Below are 19,559 nucleotides of genomic sequence, written 5' to 3'. Positions count from 1 at the left end.
GCTCGATCCGGCCATCTTCCATGTCTTTTCCCACTTCGCCACATTCTTCGGTGGCTGTACTCGGCGGCTTCGTCCGACCCCGTGTGTTACGCCAACTGGTGCTGTATGTCGCCGTGATGCTTCTGGCTGTCTGGGTCCTGGTCGCGATCGAGCAGGCGCGTTTTGCGGCGCTGGCCGAAGCGAGCGGCAAGAGCAATGTGCAGAACCTGTCGCGTGCTTTTTCCGAAGAGGTCAGGGCCACGGTGGGTCTGGTCGACCTGTCGCTGGTCCAGTTGCGCGGTACGTGGCAGCGCGATCCGGCTGATTTCGCTCAGGGCGTGGCCGAGCACGCGCGCCATCTGCGCATGCCAATCCATTTCACCATCACCGATGCCAGTGGCCATCTGCTGTATTCGAACGATGAGGCGCAGCCACGGCAGTTGGCGCAAGGCGCGTTGCCCGAGTTCGCCGTGCACCGCACGCAGGCCGGCGACCAGTTGTATGTCGGTCGCCCCGAGAAAGATCCTGTCAGCGGGCAGTGGTCGATTCATTTTACGCGCCCGATCCGCGATACCGGCGGGCGCCTGACGGGCGTGATTGCCGCCTCGATTCCGCCCTCGTACTTCCTGCGCTTTTATGACAGCATCGATCTGGGCCCGGATGCCGCCGTCAGCCTGATGCGCCTGGACGGCACCATCATCGCGCGCACTTCGCGCCCGGATGGCCAACGCTTTATGGGCGTCAACATGGCGCACGCGCCGCATATTCTGGCCAAAGCCCCGAATGGCATGTTCCGCAAAGTCAGCCTGCTCGACGGGATCGACCGCTTCTTTGCCTGGCACAAGCTGCCGGATTATGGTCTGGTGGTCACGGTCGGCCAGGCCGTGCACGACGCCGAGGCGCGCTTCACCCAGCAAAGCGCGATGATGCGCAATGTGGGCGTGGTCGTGTCGCTCGTGCTGGGCGTGCTGGGCTGGGCGGCGATTGGCGCTGCCGACCGGCGCCGACGGGCGCTCAGGGCGCTGGCGGCGGCCGAGGCACGCTGGAAGCTGGCGCTCAACGCTGCCGGCGACGGTGTCTGGGATTGCGATATCACGAATGGCATCGCGCTGCTCTCGCCCAGTGCGCAGCGCATCCTCGACAGCGAACACGCGAGCGTGTCGTGGTTCGGGAGCAAGGGGATGGCCGAGCTGGTCCACCCGGACGAAATCGATGCCGTGCGTATCGCCTTGCGCGCGCATATCGATGGCGTCACGCCGGATTACGCGATGGTGCACCGGATCCGCATGCGCGACGGCAGCTGGCGCTGGATCGAGGCGCGTGGCACCGTCACCGAATGGGGCGAGCGCGGTGAGCCGCTGCGCATGGTTGGCACGTTCTCGAACATCGACGCGCGCAAGCAGGAAGAAGAGCGCATGCGGCGCATGGCGCACGAAGACGCGCTGACGAAGCTGCCCAACCGCGTGCTGCTGGACGACCGCATGCGCCAGGCGATCCGGGTCGCGGCGCGCGATGGCCACAAGGTGGGCCTGATCTATTTTGACCTCGACAAGTTCAAGCCCGTCAATGATACGCACGGCCATGCGGTCGGCGATCGCCTGCTGCGGATGGTGGCCGAGCGCGCGCGTGCGGTGCTGCGTGATTCGGATACGCTGGCGCGGATCGGGGGCGACGAATTCGCCGTGCTGCTGCCGCGTTGCACGCAGCCCCAGGACACCGAGCGCGTGGCCGTCGCCATCCTGGCGTGCCTGGAACAACCGTTCATCGACGGTCCGCGCGAACTGAATATCTCCGGCAGCATTGGTTACGCCCTGTATCCCGATTGCGGCGACGATGGCGCAGCGCTGCTGCACTGCGCCGACCTGGCGATGTACGACGCCAAGGCGCACGGGCGCAACCGGATCTCGGGCAGCTACCGCACCCGGGTCTGACGGCGACCGACCGGCATCACGGCAACGCCTCCACATCGGGCACGGCCAGGGCCGGCAGCACATGCGCCGTATGGCGTGGCAGGTAGATGGTCACCGTGGTGCCGGCGTCCGGCTTGCTTGCCAGCCGGATCTGCCCGCCGCTCTGACGCACGAAACCATGCGCCATCGACAGCCCCAGTCCCGTGCCTTTGCCTTCCGGCTTGGTGGTGAAGAACGGCTCGAACGCGTGCTCCATCACCTCCGGCGGCATGCCGTGGCCAGTGTCGGCCACCGTGATCATCACGTAGTCGCCCGGCGCCAGTTCGGGATCGAGCTGGCCGGCTGCCGCGTCGATCGTCACGTTCGCCAGCCGCAGCGCGATGTGGCCACCGCCTTCCATCGCATCGCGCGCGTTGATGATCAGGTTGAGCAGCACGTGCTCGAGCTGGTTCGGATCGACCAGTGTCGGCCACAGGTCGGGCGCGCTGCTGCGTTCGAGCTTGACGGCGTCGCTGGCGGCGCGCTGCAGTAGGCTGTCACTGCGATCGAGCAGTTCGGCCACGTTGACGACGCTCGGATGCAGCGGCTGGCGCCGCGCAAACGCGAGCAACTGGCCGGCCAGCTTCGAGCCGCGTTCGACCGCGTCGAGCACGTTGTGCAGGCGCTTGCGCGTGGGCGGGCCGTCGGCGCGCAGCATCAGCTGCACGTTGGCGCTGATGATGTGCAGGATATTGTTGAAGTCGTGCGCCACGCCGCCGGTGAGTTTGCCCACCGCTTCGAGCTTTTGCGCGCGGTGCAGCGCCATGCGCGCTTCGACCAGGCGCGCCTGGCGCTGCAGCTCGCGTTCTTCAGCGGCGCGGCGCGACGTGATGTCGCGCACGAACACGGTGGCGCCGGCGCCGTCCGACGGCGGCAACAGCGCCACCGCCAGTTCGACCGGCACGCGCCGGCCGCTCGTGTGCAGCACCTCGGTTTCGGCCGGCTGGCCCGGCAGCGGGCCCACGCCACTCCTGGCAAACGCATCGAACGCGTTGCGGAAGGCCGCATGGCCTTCGGCCGGCAGCAATTCCTCGGCCGGACGGCCGATGGCGTCGTCGGCTTCCATGCCGAAGATCTGCGAAGCCTGCGCGTTCCAGTCGGTTACGCGCCCCTGGCGGTCGAGCGCGACAAAGCCGTCGTAGGCGGTTTCGAGGATCACGCGGGTACGGCGGCCGTCCGCGGCGATGCGGTCGTGCGACTCGCGCAGTTCGAGCGTCATCGCGTGCGCCAGTTCCAGCGCGCGCCGACGCGAACTGGCCAGCAGCCACACGATCAGGCTGGCCAGCGCGCCGAGCACGATGCCGGCGAGCGCGATCATGCGCGGCCGGGTGGTATCGAGCGCGGCCTCGAAATCGACGCCGGAACCCATCCGCACGGTCCACACGCGGCCTGCGATCATCATTCTGGTGGTCGCGGAAAAGCGCGGCGCCGTGTGCGCGGCCGCGCCAGCGGACTGGTACAGCAGCGTGGCCGGGGTGACGGTGTCACCGTCGTGGATCGTGACGTCGAGTTCGGGCGCGCTGACGCCACCCACACGGCGCATCAGGTCGTTCATGCGAAATGGTGCGTAGATCCAGCCGGTCAGCGCGGCGCGGCGCTGCGCGGCGTCGTCGATCAGGCGGCCGGTGCGATACACGGGCAGGTACATCAACACGCCCGACTCGGCGCTGCCGTCGTCTTCCTGGACCAGCACCACCTTGCCACTCAGGGTCGCATGGCCGCTGTCACGCGCCGCCAGCAGGGCCGCGCGGCGCGCCGGTTCGCTGGCCATGTCGAAGCCGAACGCGCGCAGGTTGCGCGCATTGAACGGCTCGATGTGCGAGACCGCCGCGAGCAGCGGGCCAGATGCCGGGTCGCCCGGCGCCGGCTGCACACGGTAATCGGGAAAACCGTCGGCGCGTACCTGCGCTTCGTGCGCCGCCACGTCGCCCGGCGCCAACCGGGTAGCGATGCCGAGCGCACCGATGCCGGGGAAATTCTGCACCAGATCCAGGCTCTGGTAATACTCGCCGAACACGGCGCGCGGCAGGTCGACCGAGCCGCGCAGGAAGCCGCGCGCGCTTTGCAGTACCTGCTCATAGACGAGCATCCGCCGGCTGATGTTGTAGGTCATCGCGCGGGTGCGATAATCGAAGGCTTCGCGCAGCTGCGCTTCTGCACTGCGCTGCGCGCTCGACCAGGCCACCCAGGTCACCAGCAGCGTGATCACGAACACCAGCAGCGCCATCAACAGTGGCGCGTGGCCGGCGGCAGGCGGCGGTGAGGCAGGGGGGCGGGTGGGGGTGTGCTGCATGTCCTTGTATGGGGCAGCCTTGATGGCGCAATGGATGGGAGCGGTAAGGTCTCCACAGGATACGCACCCTCGCATTCGCAGGGCGCACGCAACTTTTGCTAATTTGTTAATGAGTCACATCAGCCGGACCCATTTGCTGTTAATTTATTTTATGAAACATTCTAGCCCGAATCGCCTGGTTTGTAATGACGCAGGCGCGCCATGACGCAATTCCTGCGCCGCCATTGGCCGTTGACGGGGTTGATTGCCGTGCTTGGCCTGAGTGCGCTGTGGAGCATGCTCGCCCCGATCAAGGGTGGCAGCCATCAACTGCTGCTGGTGTTTCCGCCTGGCGTCACGGTCAATGGCATGACCGTGCCACGGGAAATCCGCCTGACGCGGGGTGTGCAGGATGTGCTGCTTCTACGCAACAGTGACCGGGTGCCGATCGTGTTCGGCCCCCTCAAACTCGTACCTGGGCGCGACGTGCGCCTGCCGTTCAGCGAAGAAGGGGTAGTCGAGTATGTCTGCCCGCCAGTATTGGGCAAAGTCGTGCGCGTGCGCATGGTGGCCGCGCCCGGCCCTGGCTGGGGCCGCCTGGTCTGGCGCCTGGGCAGCCTGCACCATTGGGTGCGCTACCTGCCGCTACGCTCGCCGGACGATTGAGATGGTGACGGCTGCGGCTGGCGCGCAGGCCCAATTGCAGCGCCCGTGTGTCCGGCAATCGTGTCCCGCGTTGGCGGCGATTCTGTCATCATGAACCCATGTCGACGATTTCCATGCCACTGTTCCCGCTCAGTACGGTGCTGTTTCCGGACGGGGTGCTGCCGCTGCAGGTGTTCGAGGTACGCTACCTCGACATGATCAGCCGTTGCATCGTCGACGGCACGCCGTTCGGCGTCGTCCTGCTCACCAGCGGGCACGAGGTGCGCAAGGCCGATGCCCAGCAAGAGCGCTTCGTGGCAGCCGGCACCATCGCCTCGGTCACCGAAACCACGGCTGAAACGCCGGGCCTGCTGCAGGTGCTGTGCCGGGGCGGGGCGCGTTTCAACGTTGTCACCGCCGAGCAGCGCGTGAATGGCCTGTGGGTGGCCGAGGCCGAGCTGGCCGAAGAAGACCAGGTGGTGCGCATTCCGTCCGAGCTGCAGGGCGCGGCCGATGCGCTCGACCGGGTACTCAATTCGCTGCACGAAGTGCCGCAGCACCGCTGGCCGGTGCAACCGCCGTTTCGGCTGGACGACTGTGGCTGGGTCGCCAACCGCTGGTGCGAGCTATTGCCATTGCCCAACCAGCAAAAGCACAATATGCTGATGCTTGATAACCCCGTGATCCGGCTCGAACTGCTGCACGATGTCCTCGACGAACATGGGTTGATCACTTCCTAGCCGCTCATCGGGGTCCAGCCAGCATGACATTCTCGGACGACTTGCTCATTGCGTACATCAACGGCGACCTTGCCGAGCCGGCGCGTGCGGCGGTCGAGCGGGCAACCAATGCCGATCCCATCCTGGCGGCGCGCGTGGCCCAGCACCGGACCGAACTGCGCAACGGGCGCGGGCGCAGCGTCGGGGTATCGGCCAATGGCCACGATGGCGGTGCCAGCGCGCAGCGCCCGGTGCAGCAGGGCGCCAAGGTGGTGCACCTGAACACCCTGCGCCCCGGCCGCCCCATGCCGTTCCCGCCGCCCCCGCCGAGCCGGGTCATCGGCTTGCACTGGGTGACGCTCACGGCAGCGCTGCTGGCCAGCGCCGTGCTGGGCGCGGTCGGCTGGCATCATCTGGGGCAAGGGCCTGGCCTGGCCGTGCTCGACCATGACAACGGCGTGCTGGTCGCGCGCGGCGCGCTGGTAGCAGCACTGGACGATCAACTGGCCACGCCCGGCCCATCCGACAGCGGAGTGCGCATCGGCGTCACGTTCGTGGCCAAGGATGGCGGCTATTGCCGCAGCTTCGTCGTCGATACCACAGCAGGCCTGGCCTGCCTGCGCCGCGGGCGCTGGACGATCCCGGTCCTGTCCCAGGGCACGGCCGGCGCAGCCTGGCTCGACGGCTCGATCCCGCCGCCGGCCGTGCGCGCTGCCATCGAGGCGCGCATGGCCGGCAGCGCGCTCGACCCGGCTGCTGAACGCGCCGCCCGGCAACGCGGCTGGGCGCGGTGAGGAGGGCGCTGCCGCAGTCTGCGTACGCCGCAGTGTTCCTTCTGGTAAACTGCTTAAAAAAGTGGCGGGCATATACAGGGGTGTCGATTTCGGGTATCTTGTCACCCGCTAAAAGTGTCTCTACGTCCGCTTTCTCCGGCCCGCTTGCTGGCCAATCATCCGGTCCCGCCGCCTTGCGCCGGCGTCCGGTTTCCGTTGTCCCCTCTCGCTGTGTGCTGCCGATCGCGACGGGTCAATATGCCCGATCGTAGAGCTGAACGAACGATTTCCCGAAAAAAACTATGTCTGATACCCCGAACAATACCGAAGTTGCTGTCACGCCAGACGTGGATGTGCTGGTCGCTGCCGACGCCATTCCGGTCGTGCGCTTTGCCGATTTTGGCCTGGCGCCGGAAATCCTGCGCGCGCTGACGGACCAGGGCTATGTGCACCCGACGCCGATCCAGGCCGAGGCCATTCCGGTCGTGCTGCAAGGCCGCGATGTCATGGGCGCGGCCCAGACCGGCACCGGCAAGACGGCCGGCTTTTCGCTGCCGATCATCCAGCTCTTGATGCAGCATGCCAATCCGAGCATGTCGCCGGCGCGCCACCCGGTGCGCGCGCTGATCCTCGTGCCGACCCGCGAACTGGCGGTGCAGGTGGCCGAAAACGTCAAGGCCTACGCCAAGCACACGCCGCTGCGCGCCACCGTCGTGTTCGGCGGCATGGACATGAAGCCGCAGACCGAGTTGCTGCGCGCCGGTGTCGAGATCGTCATCGCCACGCCGGGCCGCCTGCTGGACCACATCGAGCAGAAGAATGTCAGCCTCGGCCAGGTGCAGATGCTGGTAATGGACGAAGCCGACCGCATGCTCGACATGGGCTTTTTGCCCGACCTGCAGCGCATCATCAACCTGCTGCCGAAGCAGCGCCAGAACCTGATGTTCTCGGCCACGTTCTCGCCCGAAATCAAGAAGCTGGCCAACACCTTCCTGAACAATCCGCTGACCATCGAAGTCGCGCGCAGCAATGCCACCGCCGACAAGGTCACGCAGATCGTCTACAAGGTCGAAGAAGGCCAGAAGAGCGATGTCGTCGAGCACCTGATCCGCTCGCGCAACCTCAAGCAGGTGATCATCTTCTCGAACACCAAGATCGGCGCCTCGCGCCTGTCGACGCACCTCGAAAAGCGCGGCATCAAGGCCTCGGCGATCCACGGCGACAAGACCCAGCAGGAGCGCATGGCGGCCCTGGACGCGTTCAAGGATGGCGGTGTCGAAGTGCTGGTGGCGACCGACGTCGCCGCCCGTGGCCTGGACATCACCGACCTGCCGGCCGTGATCAACTACGACCTGCCGTACAACGCCGAAGACTACGTGCACCGGATCGGCCGCACGGGCCGCGCCGGCGCCTCGGGCGACGCGCTGTCGGTGTATTCGGACAAGGACGAGCGCCTGCTGGCCGACATCGAAAAACTGATCAAGCAAACCATCACGCGCGGTGAGCTGACCGGCTTCGCACCGGCCCCGGCCGGGCGCGGCGACAGTGATCGCAGCGGCCGCGGCGAGCGGCCAGCGCGCCGTACCGAGGGCGAAGTGCGCCCGGCGCCGGTGGCCCGCCCGGCCGAGCGGGGCGAACGTCCTGAGCGTCCTGAGCGCAGCGAGCGCCCTGACCGCGCCGAGCGCAACGAGCGTTACAGCCGGCCCGGCTCCGGCCCGTACCCGCGGCAAGGCAAGATCGATCCGTGGTTCCTCAAGCCGTACGAGCCGGCCAATGCCAGCGCGCCAGTGCACAACGAAACGGTCGCGGCGGCGAAGCCGAAGCAAAAAGTCGCGGCCCTGCTGGGCGGCTTGCGCAAGCAATAAGCAGCGCCGCGCGCGATTCGCCCTGGCGCTCGCGCGCGCTTCCGATGATACCCATCTCCGACTCCCCCGCCGACGGCGCGCGCGGCATCTTTGCCGTGCTGGTTACCTACAACCCAGATCCGGCCAAGGTGGCCAGTCTGGCCGCGCTGCTGCGCAGCCAGGTCGAGCGCGTGCTGGTGGTCGACAACGGCAGCGCCAACGCGGCCGCGCTGGCGGCCGCCTGCGCCGCGCTGCCGGCCGTCACGCTGCTGTCGCTGGACAGCAACACCGGCATCGCCCACGCCCAGAACGCCGGCGTGGCGCTGGCCCGCCAGCAAGGCGCCCGCTACATCGTCTATTTCGACCAGGACAGCACGCCGCCAGCCGGTTTTGTGGCCACGCTGCGGCGCAGCTTCGCCGCGCTGTCGGCGCACGCCAAAGTAGCCGCCACGGTGCCTGTGTTCCGGCACGCGCGGGACGGTTTTTATTACCCCCTGATCCTGCTGCGTCGCTTTGGCCTGCGCACCAAAATCGTGCCCGACGGCGCCGGCGGCGCGCCGTTTGTCATCTCGATGGCGATCTCGTCGGGCACCTTCACCAGTATCGCCGTGCTGGACGACGTCGGCCCGATGCGCGACGATTTTTTCATCGACTATGTCGATACCGAGTGGTGCCTGCGGGCGCTTGCGCGTGGCTACACCTTCTACGCCGTGCCCGACGCCAGCATGTTGCACACCATCGGCGACCACACCATGCCGTTCCTGCGCTGGCGGGTGCCGGTGCATACGGCGGCGCGGCGCTTTTACCGTATCCGCAACGGCTTTTACATGCTGCGGCTGGCACACGTGCCGCTGCTGCTGGGGCTGCGCGAGGTCGCGTTTAACTGTGTACATCAGGTGCTGATGATTGCCACCCAGCGCCCGCGCGCGCTGCAGGTGCGCGTGTTCGCCCGTGCTGTGCTGGCTGGACTGGGACGCTTCCAAGGCAGATAATAATATTGTATGAATAAAAAAATAACATTGTCGATCGTTAGCCACGGACACGCCGCTTATGTGGCGCGCCTGTTGTTGCAGCTGGCGGCGCTGGAGCGCAGCGATTTCGACGTGATCCTGACCCACAACGTGCCGGAAGTGGCGCCGCCGGGACTGGAAACGCTGCCGTTCCCGCTGCGGCTGGTGGAAAACGTCCGGCCAAAAGGCTTTGGCGGCAACCACAATGCCGCCTTTGCCCTCAGTGGTGGCGAGCACTTTGTTATCCTCAATCCCGACATCGAACTGATCGGCGACCCGTTCACGGCGCTGCTGGCGCTGGCCGAAGCGGACCCGCACTGCATCTGCGCGCCGTTGATCGTTGACGGCGACGGCCGGGTCGAGGACAGTGCGCGTTGTTTCCCGTCACCTTACCGCCTCGCCAAGCGGCTGCTGTGCCGTATTTTGAAGCGGCCAATCGCGCCCGATCCGGTGCCGCAACAGGGCGACCTGCTGATGCCGGACTGGGTGGCCGGCATGTTCCTGATGGTCCCGCGCCCGACGTACGCTTTGCTGGGCGGCTTCAACGACGGCTTTTTTCTGTATTTCGAGGATGTTGATTTTGGCGCCCGGGCCCGCCTGGCCGGCTGTCACATTCTGGTCAACCGTGCCGTGGCGGTGATCCACCGGGCGCAGCGCGACAGCCACCGCCGACCGCGCTTTATGTGGTGGCACGTGCAGAGCGCATTCCGTTTTTTCCGCTCGGCCACCTATTTCCGCATCCAGTGGCGCAGCTGGTCGGGCCGACGCTGAGGCCGCGCCAGCACGTGTAAATTTTGTCTCAGGGGGCGCTATATTGGTAGAATATCAGCCCCGCGCCGGGCGGATGAGATAAAATTGGCGCGCTGTGGCGGGGATATATGTTGGGCTAATCGATAACTAACTGGCGGTTTCTTCACCTGAAACATGTTTGATTCCCTCGTCAGAACCATTTTACTTTGATGAGCTTTCGAGGAGTTTCAGATGATTTTAGTGACGGGCGGAGCCGGATTTATCGGCGCAAATTTTGTCCTCGACTGGCTGGCGTCACCGGGCAACGAAGCGGTCGTCAATCTTGATATCCTCAGCTACGCCGGCAACCCGGAGACGCTGGCCTCGCTGGCCGGCGATGCGCGCCATATCTTTGTCCACGGCGACATCGGCGACAGCGCCCTGGTGGCCAAATTGCTGGCCGAACACCGGCCGCGCGCCATCGTCAACTTCGCCGCCGAAAGCCACGTCGACCGCTCTATCCACAGCCCGGGCGCCTTCATCCAGACCAACGTGGTCGGCACCTTCAACCTGCTGGAAGCGGTGCGCGCCTATTGGGGCACGCTGAACGGCGCGGCCAAGAGCGATTTCCGTTTCCTGCACGTGTCGACCGATGAAGTGTACGGTTCGCTGGGCAAAGACGAGCCCGCCTTCACCGAGCAGCACCGCTACGAACCGAACAGCCCGTATTCGGCCAGCAAGGCCGCCAGCGACCATCTGGTGCGCGCCTACCACCACACCTACGGTCTGCCGGTGCTGACGACGAACTGTTCCAACAACTATGGTCCGTACCACTTCCCGGAAAAACTGATTCCGCTGATGATCGTCAACGCGCTGGCCGGCAAGGCGCTGCCGGTGTACGGCGACGGCCAGCAGATCCGCGACTGGCTGTACGTCAAAGACCACTGCAGCGCGATCCGCCGCGTACTGGAAGCCGGCACCACGGGCGAGGTCTACAACGTCGGCGGCTGGAACGAAAAGCCGAATCTGGACATCGTTCACACCGTCTGCGCGCTGCTCGACGAACTGTGTCCGCGCGCCGACGGCGCCGCCTACAGCCAGCAGATCACCTACGTCACCGACCGTCCCGGCCACGACCGCCGTTACGCGATCGACGCAGGCAAGATCGAGCGTGAACTGGGCTGGAAGCCGGCCGAAACATTCGAGACCGGCATCCGTAAAACGGTGCAATGGTATCTGGACCATCAGGACTGGGTGGCCAACGTGCAGTCCGGCGCCTACCGCGACTGGGTTGAGCAAAACTACGGCGAGCGTGTGGCATGACCACGTCGTCAAAACCCCTTAAAATCCTGCTGTTTGGCAAGGGCGGGCAGGTCGGCTGGGAGCTGCAGCGCAGCCTGGCGGCGTTGGGTGATGTGGTCGCGCTCGACAGTGGTGACACGACGCTGTGCGGCGACTTCACCGATCTGGACGGCATCGCCGCCACCGTGCGTGCGGTGCAGCCGGACATCATCGTCAACGCCGCAGCCCACACGGCGGTCGACAAAGCCGAGTCCGAGCCAGACCTGTGCCGCACCATCAACGCCCTGGCGCCGGGCGTGCTGGCGCGCGAGGCGGCCGCCTGCGGCGCCTGGCTGGTGCATTATTCGACCGATTACGTGTTTAACGGCGGTGGCCAGCAGCCGTGGTCGGAAACCGACAGCACCGGCCCCCTCAGCGTGTACGGCAGCACCAAGCTGGAAGGTGAACAAGCAATCCAGGCGTCCGGCTGCAAACATCTGATTTTCCGCACCAGCTGGGTGTACGCGGCGCGCGGCGGCAACTTCGCCAAAACCATGCTGCGCCTTGCGGGCGAACGCGACAAGCTGTCGATCATCGACGACCAGATCGGCGCGCCCACGGGCGCCGATCTGCTGGCCGACGTCACGGCGCACGCCATCCGCGTGGCCCGGCAACGGCCTGAGCTGGCCGGCGTGTACCATCTGGCGGCGGCCGGCAGCACGTCGTGGCACGGCTACGCCAGCCTCGTCATCGAAACCGCGCGCAACGCCGGCGTGGCCATCAAGGTGGCGCAGCAGGACATCGCCGCCGTCACCAGCGACGCCTTCCTGACGCCGGCCCCGCGCCCGAAAAATTCGCGCCTCAACACCGGTAAGCTGCAAGCCGCTTTCGACCTGACGCTGCCCCACTGGCAGCACGGCGTGATTCGCGTGCTGACCGAAATCCTCGAGAAATAATCATGAAACAACGCAAAGGCATCATCCTCGCCGGCGGTAGCGGCACCCGGCTCTATCCGGTCACGATGGCCGTGTCCAAACAGCTGCTGCCGATCTACGACAAGCCGATGATCTACTACCCGCTAAGCACGCTGATGCTGGCCGGCATCCGCGACATCCTGATCATCTCCACGCCGCAGGACACGCCGCGCTTCGAGCAGCTGCTCGGCGACGGCAGCGCTTGGGGCCTGAACCTGCAGTACGCGGTGCAGCCGAGCCCGGATGGGCTGGCCCAGGCGTTTATCATCGGTAAGGAGTTCCTCGACGGCGCACCGAGCGCGCTGGTTCTCGGCGATAACATCTTTTATGGCCATGACCTGCAGGGCCAGCTGGAAAAAGCCGGCACCCAGCCTGGCGGCGCGACCGTGTTTGCCTACCACGTCAAGGACCCGGAGCGCTACGGTGTGGTCGACTTCGACGCGACCGGGCATGCCACCAGCCTTGAGGAAAAGCCAGCTGTGCCAAAGAGTAGTTATGCCATCACCGGCCTGTATTTTTACGACGGCGACGTGGTCGACATCGCCGCCAGCCTGAAGCCGTCGCCGCGCGGCGAACTGGAAATCACTGACGTCAACCGGGTCTATCTGGAGCGCGGGCAACTGAACGTGGAAATCATGGGCCGCGGTTACGCGTGGCTCGACACCGGTACCCACGAGAGCCTGAACGAGGCCAGCAATTTCATCCAGACCATTGAACACCGCCAGGGTCTGAAAGTGGCCTGCCCGGAAGAGATCGCGTACCGCCGCGGCTGGATCGACGCGGCCCAGGTGGCGAAGCTGGCGGCGCCGCTGGCGAAAAACGGTTATGGCCAGTATCTGCAACGCATGTTAAAAGAAACGGTGTTCTGATGAAAGCGACCCCCTTAGCCATACCGGACGTGGTGCTGATCGAGCCGAAAGTATTCGGCGACGAACGCGGTTTCTTCTTCGAAAGCTTTAATCAGCGCCAGTTCAACGCGGCGATCGGTTACGACGTCGAGTTCGTTCAGGACAACCACAGCCGCTCCGTCAAAAACGTGCTGCGCGGCCTGCACTATCAAATCCAGCATCCGCAGGGCAAGCTGGTACGGGCAGTGCAGGGCACCGTATACGACGTGGCCGTTGACCTGCGCCGCAGTTCGGCCACATTTGGCCAGCACGTGGGTGTTGAACTGTCGGCCGACAACAAACGCATGTTGTGGGTGCCACCCGGTTTTGCCCATGGCTTTGTGGTGCTGTCGGAAACTGCTGAGTTCCTCTACAAGACAACCGATTACTGGTATCCCGAGTTCGAACGCAGCCTGGCGTGGAACGACCCCACGGTTAATGTCGCGTGGCCGCACAGCGGTGCACCGTCCCTGTCCGGCAAGGACCAATTGGGTAAGCTGCTGGCCGATGCGGAGAGTTTTGCGTGAAACAAGCCAGTGTCACGATCAATCCGCACGCCGCTCAACCCATCTCACCGGCGTCGCTGGCCGCCAGTCTGTGGCGCAATCGGCAGTTGCTGGCGCAAATGACGCGGCGCGAGGTGGTGGGGCGCTATAAGGGCTCGGCGTTAGGCCTGGCCTGGTCGTTCTTCAATCCGGTGTTCATGCTGGTGGTGTACACCTTCGTGTTCTCCGAGATTTTCCGTTCGCGTTGGAGTGGCCTCGGCGGCGACGAGAGTAAAACCCAGTTCGCCTTGGTGCTGTTCGTCGGCATGATTGTGCTGGGCCTCTTTAGCGAGGTAGTCAATCGTGCCCCCGGCCTGATTCTGGCCAATTCTAACTATGTTAAAAAGGTAGTGTTTCCGCTGGAAGTGCTGCCAGTTGTCAACCTTGGCGCAGCGCTGTTTCACAGTTTGATCAGCTTGGCGGTGCTGCTGGCCGCGTATGCCTTATTTAATGGCGCGCTGCAATGGACAGCTGTATTCGTGCCGCTGGTGCTGCTGCCGTTGCTGATTCTCATTCTGGGGTTGGCTTGGATGTTGGCGTCGCTCGGTGTATTTCTGCGCGACGTCGGACAGTTTGTCGCGATCCTCACGACGGTGCTGACGTTCCTGTCGCCGGTGTTTTATCCCGTGACCGCGGTTCCGGAGCGCTTCCGCTCGATCATTATGCTCAATCCACTGACTTTCATCATCGAACAGGCCCGCGACGTGCTGATCTGGGGCCGCTTGCCGGACTGGTTCGGGCTCGGGGTGTACACGGGCGCCGCCATGGCGTGCGCCTGGTGCGGCTATGCCTGGTTCCAGAAAACCCGGAAAGGATTCGCCGATGTCCTCTAACCCTCCGCTGGGCGAATCGGCCATCCGCATCGAAAATCTCAGCAAATGCTACGAAATCTACGACACCCCGCGCGACCGCCTGAAGCAGTTTTTGCTGCCTCGGTTGAAACGCCGTGGGTCGCCGGCCAAGCAATATTTCCGTGAATTCTGGGCCGTCAAGAACGTCTCGTTCGATATCAAAAAAGGCGAAACCGTCGGTATCGTCGGGCGTAACGGCTCGGGCAAGTCAACCCTGCTACAAATGATTTGCGGCACGCTCACACCGACCAGCGGCAGCATCCAGACCAATGGCCGCATTGCCGCGCTGCTGGAGCTGGGTTCCGGGTTCAATCCGGAATTTACCGGTCGTGAAAATGTTTATATGAATGCGTCGGTGCTGGGGCTCAGCAACGACGAGATCGATGCGCGCTTCGACGCCATCGTGCAATTCGCCGACATCGGAACCTTCATTGAGCAGCCCGTGAAGACCTATTCCAGTGGCATGATGGTGCGCCTCGCGTTCGCGGTGATTGCCCACGTCGATGCCGATATATTGGTCGTTGACGAGGCGCTGGCCGTAGGCGACGCCTTTTTCACCCAAAAATGCATGCGCTTCCTGCGCCAGTTCATGCAAAACGGCACTGTGCTGTTTGTCAGCCATGATACGACCGCGCTGGTCAATTTGTGCAGCAAGGCGGTCTTGCTCAGCCACGGCAAAGTCGTGGAAATCGGCACGCCGAAAGACGTTTCCGAGCACTACCTGGCGAGTCTGTACGAAACCACCCAGGACGTTGCCGGCACCAGCGCGGTCATACCGAACGCCGACGCCGTGGAAGAGGGCGCTGAGGAGGAGCAAGCGAGTAATGGCGTGGTTACATTTCGCGACATGCGCGAGCCGCTCATTAATGGCTCGACCTTACGCAACGATATAGAAGTGTTCCGCTTCGAAGCGGATAAAACCAGTTTCGGTACCGGGTACGCCAAAATCGTCGGGGTCAGCCTGACCGACTGGAATGGCGTGCCGTTGACCTGGATCGTTGGTGGCGAGGATGTGGTGCTGGAGATCCGTTGCCAGGCCCATCAGTTGATGCTGAGTCCCATCGTCGGCTTCCAGTTCAAGGACCGTCTCGGCCAGGTGATCTTTTCGGACAACACTTTTCTGGTGTACCAGCACGCACCCGTCGTGGTGGCGGCCGGCACGGAACTGTTGGCGCGCTTTCAGTTCCGGCTGCCTGTGCTGCCCTCGGGCGACTACAGTATTTCGCCGGCGATCGCGGAAGGTACTCAGGACGAGCACGTGCAACACCATTGGCTGCACGACGCCATGATCTTGCGCGTGCACGCCAGTTCCGTTTGTTTCGGTTTGGTGGGTCTGCCGATGAAAAAAATCAGTTTGGAGAATGTGTAAGATGCAATTTACGGGTGAGCGGTATATGCCGACGGAAGCTGGCCGTATCCAGCTGGAACATTACCATCGCTACGCCACCGTGATGGAGTTGGTAAGTGGCAAAACGGTGCTCGATGTCGCCTGTGGTGAGGGTTACGGTTCAGCCATGCTGGCCGACGCGGCCGTGCACGTCACCGGCGTGGATATTTCCGACGAGGCGGTGGAACACGCGGCTCGCAGCTATCAGAAAGCCAACCTCGTGTATCGCCAGGGCAGCGCCATCGCGCTCGATTTCGCCGATGCCAGTTTCGACGTGGTGGTCTCGTTCGAAACCATCGAGCACCTGGCCGAGCAGGAGGATATGCTGCGTGAAATTCGCCGCGTGCTGCGACCGCAAGGGGTGCTGGTCATCTCGTCGCCGAACCGCCCCGTATATTCAGAGGAGAGCGGCGAGCATAATGAGTTCCATGTAAAGGAGCTCGATTTCGGCGAATTTGACGCCTTGCTCAAGCAGCAGTTCGGGGCCATCCGCTACCTAGGCCAGCGCATGTTGATGGGCTCGGTAATCCAACTTCTCGATGGCCAGCCATCGGCGTACCGGGCCTGGCATCTGGAAGGCACCCAAATGCTGCCGGGTGCGGCCGGGCTGACGGACCCCGTTTATTTTGTCGCGGTCTGCGCTGCCGACGCCGGGTACTTGCCGGTTGCGGTCTCGACCATGACGTCGCTTCTGTATCCGGAAAAGCTGGATTTGGTGAAGCACTATGTCGGCTTTGCCAAGTGGGCGCAGGATCAAAATCAGGTCATCGCCGAGCGCGATGCTGAGAAGCTCAGCCTGATCGAGGTCTTGAAGGAGCGTGACCTGGCGATCGGCGCCCGTGATGCCCAAGTGCTGCAACTGACTCAGGCCATGGAGGGGATCGGCGAGCGCGATACTGAGAAGCTCAGGCTGATCGAGGTCTTGAACGAGCGTGACCTGGCGATCGGCGCCCGTGATGCCCAAGTGCGGCAACTGACTCAGGCCGTGGAGGGGAATGCGGTTCAGGCCGCCCACAGCGCTGGACAGATCGACGGCCTGAATCAGGCGATCTCCGCCGGCTACCGGCGCGTCGAGGAACTGGCGCGCACTGTGGCGCAGTACCAGGCATGGACCACGCAGGCCAATCAGGGGATCAGCGAACGCGATGACCACATACTGCGCCAGAACAAGCTTCGCTTGGAGCGGGAAGGCCAACTCGCCGAGAAAAATGCGCATATTGCACATTTGAACGAGCTGATCGTTGCTCGCGACGGCCAAGTGGCCCATCTCGATAACCGCACGCTTCATCTCGATGAGCTGATTGTGGCCCGCGACGGTCAAATCGCCCATCTGGACCGATTGCTGGCCGAGTCCGAAGGTCGGCTACAGCGCATGGCCGCCACCAACTCATGGCGCCTGACGCTGCCCTTGCGCGAGGCGCGCCGCTGGCTCAGTTCACCAAAACAGCAGGTGCGGCGCTATGGACGCGCCGCGCTGACGCTGACTGGCCGCTCGTCGGAAACACAGGCCGGTCCCGCGCACGCCAGCGTGGCGCCGCCGGCTAAGCTGGCGTCGGTCAGTGTGGCGCCGCCCGCTGCCGCGATCGTACCGGTGGCAGTGTCCGTGCCCGCTGTCTTGCCAGAGACTACGCCGCGTACCAGTGTTGTGGTGCCGGCCGCCATACAGCCGTCGGCACATCCGCTTGTCAGCGTGGTGATCCCGATCTACGGCAAAATCGACTACACCTTGCGTTGTTTGGCCTCGATCGCCGCCCATCCCCCTGCCGCCGCATTTGAAGTCATCGTCGTCGATGATTGTTCGCCGGACGACTCGGTGGCAGTGCTGAACGGCGTCCCCGGAATTCGCCTGGTGCGCAACGAGGTCAACCAGGGCTTCATCCGCTCCTGTAACCATGGCGCGCGCCTGGCCTTGGGCGAATACGTGTATTTCCTCAACAATGATACGGAAGTGCTGGCCGGCTGGATGGACGAATTGCTGCGCACCTTCGCCACCTTCCCCGGCACTGGCCTGGCCGGGTCCAAACTGTTGTATCCGGATGGCCGCCTGCAGGAGGCCGGCGGCATCATCTGGCAGGACGCCAGCGCTTGGAACTTCGGCCGCTTCCAAGACCCGGCCCTGCCCGTGTATAACTACGCGCGCGAGGTTGACTACATCTCCGGCGCTTCGATCATGCTGACGAAAGCGCTGTTCGACGATCTCGGCGGATTCGACGAATTGTATTTACCGGCGTATTGCGAAGACGCCGACCTGGCACTGAAAGTCCGCGCTCGCGGCTACCGCGTGATCTATCAGCCGCTGTCGGCGGTGATTCATCACGAAGGCATCTCGTCCGGCACCGACACCTCGCAGGGGGTGAAGGCCTACCAGATCGAGAATTTCAAGAAACTGTACCAGCGCTGGCACACACAGCTGGACGAACACATGCCGAACGGTATCAACGTCGATGCTGAGAAAGACCGCGGCGCCACCCGCCGTGCTTTGGTGCTGGACCACTGCACGCCGACGCCGAATCAGGATGCCGGTTCGGTGATCGCCTACAACATCATGTTGCTGTTGCGCGACATGGGGTTCCAGGTGACGTTTATCGCTGAAGACAATTTCCTTTACATGCCTGAGTATACGGCTGCGCTGCAGCGCGCCGGCATCGAAGTGTTGTATGCGCCGTATGTGATTAGCGTGGAACAGCACCTGGTGGCGCACGGCGCGCGGTACGACTTGGTGTCGCTGTTCCGTCCCGGCGTGGTGGATCGGCACTTGGCCGCAGTGCGGCGCTATTGCCCTAAGGCAAAGGCACTGTTCCACACGGTCGATTTGCATTTCCTGCGCATGTCACGCGAGGCTGCCTTGCAGGCGGATGCAGTCAAGCAGCGTGCCGCCGATGCGATGAAGCAGCGTGAACTGGCCGCGATTTGCCTGTGCGACGGCGCCATCCTGCACAGCACGGTAGAGCTGGAGATGGTGCGCCGCGATTTGCCAACTGCCAATTTGCATGTGTTCCCACTAGTGATGGACATTCCCGGCACCCGCGTCGCCTTTGCGCAGCGCGAGGACATCGTGTTTGTCGGCGGCTACCAGCACACGCCGAACGTCGACGCCGTGCAATATTTTGTTGCCGAAGTGATGCCGCTGCTGCGCCAGCGTCTGCCTGGAGTGCGCTTTTACGTGGTCGGTAGCCAGCCGCCGCCGGCCATTCTGGCGCTGGCCGCCGACGACATCGTCATTAAAGGTTTTGTTGATGACCTGGCGCCGCTGCTCGACACCATGCGCGTTTCAGTGGCGCCGTTGCGCTACGGCGCCGGCATCAAAGGTAAAATCGGTTCGGCGATGGCGCAGGGCTTGCCGGTGGTGGCAACGCCGCTGGCGGCCGAGGGCATGTCGCTCACTGACGGCCTGAATATCCTGATCGCCGACGGCGCAGCAGCCCTGGCGGACACCATCGTGCGGCTCTACCGCGACGAGGCATTGTGGAACCATATCAGCGCCGAAGGGGTCGCGTTCGCCGACGCCGCGTGGGGTGCCGAGGCCGCCTGGCAAAGCCTGGCGGCCATCACCACCAACCTCGGCATGCCGACTGAGCGAGGCGAGCGTCCTTTGAATCTGTATTCGTAGGCCCCGCCCGGCCTACACGGTATTTGCTCTGTAATAATGCCGTTAAATTGGCAGCCCTTTTTCGCGCACTCTGCCGGCTGGCCGGTGCGGCCGCACACTGAATA

General features: G+C 64.1%; 15 protein-coding genes. 14 read left to right on the top strand and 1 reads right to left on the bottom strand.

Annotated elements, in window-relative coordinates; translation table 11 throughout:
- Positions 1–83: 83 nt before the first annotated feature.
- The gene (locus AC56LH_RS15695; protein WP_499647530.1) at positions 84–1,910 is read left to right on the top strand and encodes a bifunctional diguanylate cyclase/phosphodiesterase; all 1,827 of its coding nucleotides are present in this window, start codon (positions 84–86) and stop codon (positions 1,908–1,910) included.
- A gap of 16 nt (positions 1,911–1,926) precedes the next feature.
- Here the strand turns inward: AC56LH_RS15695 and AC56LH_RS15690 are convergent, their stop codons facing one another.
- Positions 1,927–4,221 (bottom strand): CHASE domain-containing protein, encoded by a 2,295-nt coding sequence (locus AC56LH_RS15690; RefSeq protein WP_499647528.1) that lies wholly within the window; start codon positions 4,219–4,221, stop codon positions 1,927–1,929.
- 201 nt (positions 4,222–4,422) lie between these two features.
- Between AC56LH_RS15690 and AC56LH_RS15685 the strand changes: the two genes are divergently transcribed.
- The 13 genes from AC56LH_RS15685 (at position 4,423) to AC56LH_RS15625 (ending at position 19,455) form a co-directional block, all read left to right on the top strand.
- Entirely contained in the window at positions 4,423–4,866 is a 444-nt protein-coding gene (locus AC56LH_RS15685) for a hypothetical protein (RefSeq protein ID WP_499647526.1), read from the top strand.
- Between the two features lie 98 nt (positions 4,867–4,964).
- A complete protein-coding gene (locus AC56LH_RS15680) occupies positions 4,965–5,585 on the top strand; it encodes an LON peptidase substrate-binding domain-containing protein (protein ID WP_499581143.1) in 621 nt (206 codons plus the stop codon).
- 23 nt (positions 5,586–5,608) lie between these two features.
- The gene (locus tag AC56LH_RS15675; protein WP_499647524.1) at positions 5,609–6,358 is read left to right on the top strand and encodes a hypothetical protein; all 750 of its coding nucleotides are present in this window, start codon (positions 5,609–5,611) and stop codon (positions 6,356–6,358) included.
- 281 nt (positions 6,359–6,639) lie between these two features.
- A complete protein-coding gene (locus AC56LH_RS15670) occupies positions 6,640–8,202 on the top strand; it encodes a DEAD/DEAH box helicase (RefSeq protein ID WP_499647522.1) in 1,563 nt (520 codons plus the stop codon).
- Between the two features lie 44 nt (positions 8,203–8,246).
- Positions 8,247–9,173 (top strand): glycosyltransferase family 2 protein, encoded by a 927-nt coding sequence (locus AC56LH_RS15665; protein ID WP_499647520.1) that lies wholly within the window; start codon positions 8,247–8,249, stop codon positions 9,171–9,173.
- 9 nt (positions 9,174–9,182) lie between these two features.
- Positions 9,183–9,962 carry a glycosyltransferase gene (locus AC56LH_RS15660; protein ID WP_499647518.1) on the top strand — a complete coding sequence of 260 codons (780 nt, stop codon included), beginning with the start codon at positions 9,183–9,185 and terminating at the stop codon, positions 9,960–9,962.
- Positions 9,963–10,172: 210 nt separating this feature from the next.
- Positions 10,173–11,243, top strand: coding sequence for a dTDP-glucose 4,6-dehydratase (rfbB, locus tag AC56LH_RS15655; protein ID WP_499647516.1), 1,071 nt, complete (start codon positions 10,173–10,175; stop codon positions 11,241–11,243).
- Positions 11,240–12,157 carry a dTDP-4-dehydrorhamnose reductase gene (gene rfbD / locus AC56LH_RS15650; protein ID WP_499647514.1) on the top strand — a complete coding sequence of 306 codons (918 nt, stop codon included), beginning with the start codon at positions 11,240–11,242 and terminating at the stop codon, positions 12,155–12,157. The genes rfbB and rfbD overlap by 4 nt, the downstream gene beginning before the upstream one ends.
- A gap of 2 nt (positions 12,158–12,159) precedes the next feature.
- On the top strand, positions 12,160–13,044 hold the full coding sequence (gene rfbA, locus AC56LH_RS15645; protein ID WP_499647512.1) for a glucose-1-phosphate thymidylyltransferase RfbA: 885 nt from the start codon (positions 12,160–12,162) through the stop codon (positions 13,042–13,044).
- A complete protein-coding gene (gene rfbC, locus AC56LH_RS15640; RefSeq protein WP_499647510.1) occupies positions 13,044–13,589 on the top strand; it encodes a dTDP-4-dehydrorhamnose 3,5-epimerase in 546 nt (181 codons plus the stop codon). The genes rfbA and rfbC overlap by 1 nt, the downstream gene beginning before the upstream one ends.
- A 98-nt stretch (positions 13,590–13,687) precedes the next feature.
- The gene (locus AC56LH_RS15635) at positions 13,688–14,440 is read left to right on the top strand and encodes an ABC transporter permease (protein WP_499648485.1); all 753 of its coding nucleotides are present in this window, start codon (positions 13,688–13,690) and stop codon (positions 14,438–14,440) included.
- Positions 14,430–15,827 (top strand): ABC transporter ATP-binding protein, encoded by a 1,398-nt coding sequence (locus AC56LH_RS15630; protein WP_499647508.1) that lies wholly within the window; start codon positions 14,430–14,432, stop codon positions 15,825–15,827. The genes AC56LH_RS15635 and AC56LH_RS15630 overlap by 11 nt, the downstream gene beginning before the upstream one ends.
- Positions 15,828–15,852: 25 nt before the next feature.
- On the top strand, positions 15,853–19,455 hold the full coding sequence (locus tag AC56LH_RS15625; RefSeq protein ID WP_499647506.1) for a methyltransferase domain-containing protein: 3,603 nt from the start codon (positions 15,853–15,855) through the stop codon (positions 19,453–19,455).
- Positions 19,456–19,559 lie beyond the last annotated feature (104 nt).

This window comes from Telluria sp. LT1R51-2, from assembly GCF_059685775.1.
Note: the sequence above shows the minus strand (reverse complement) of the source record. Positions and strands in the feature narration are given on the sequence as shown.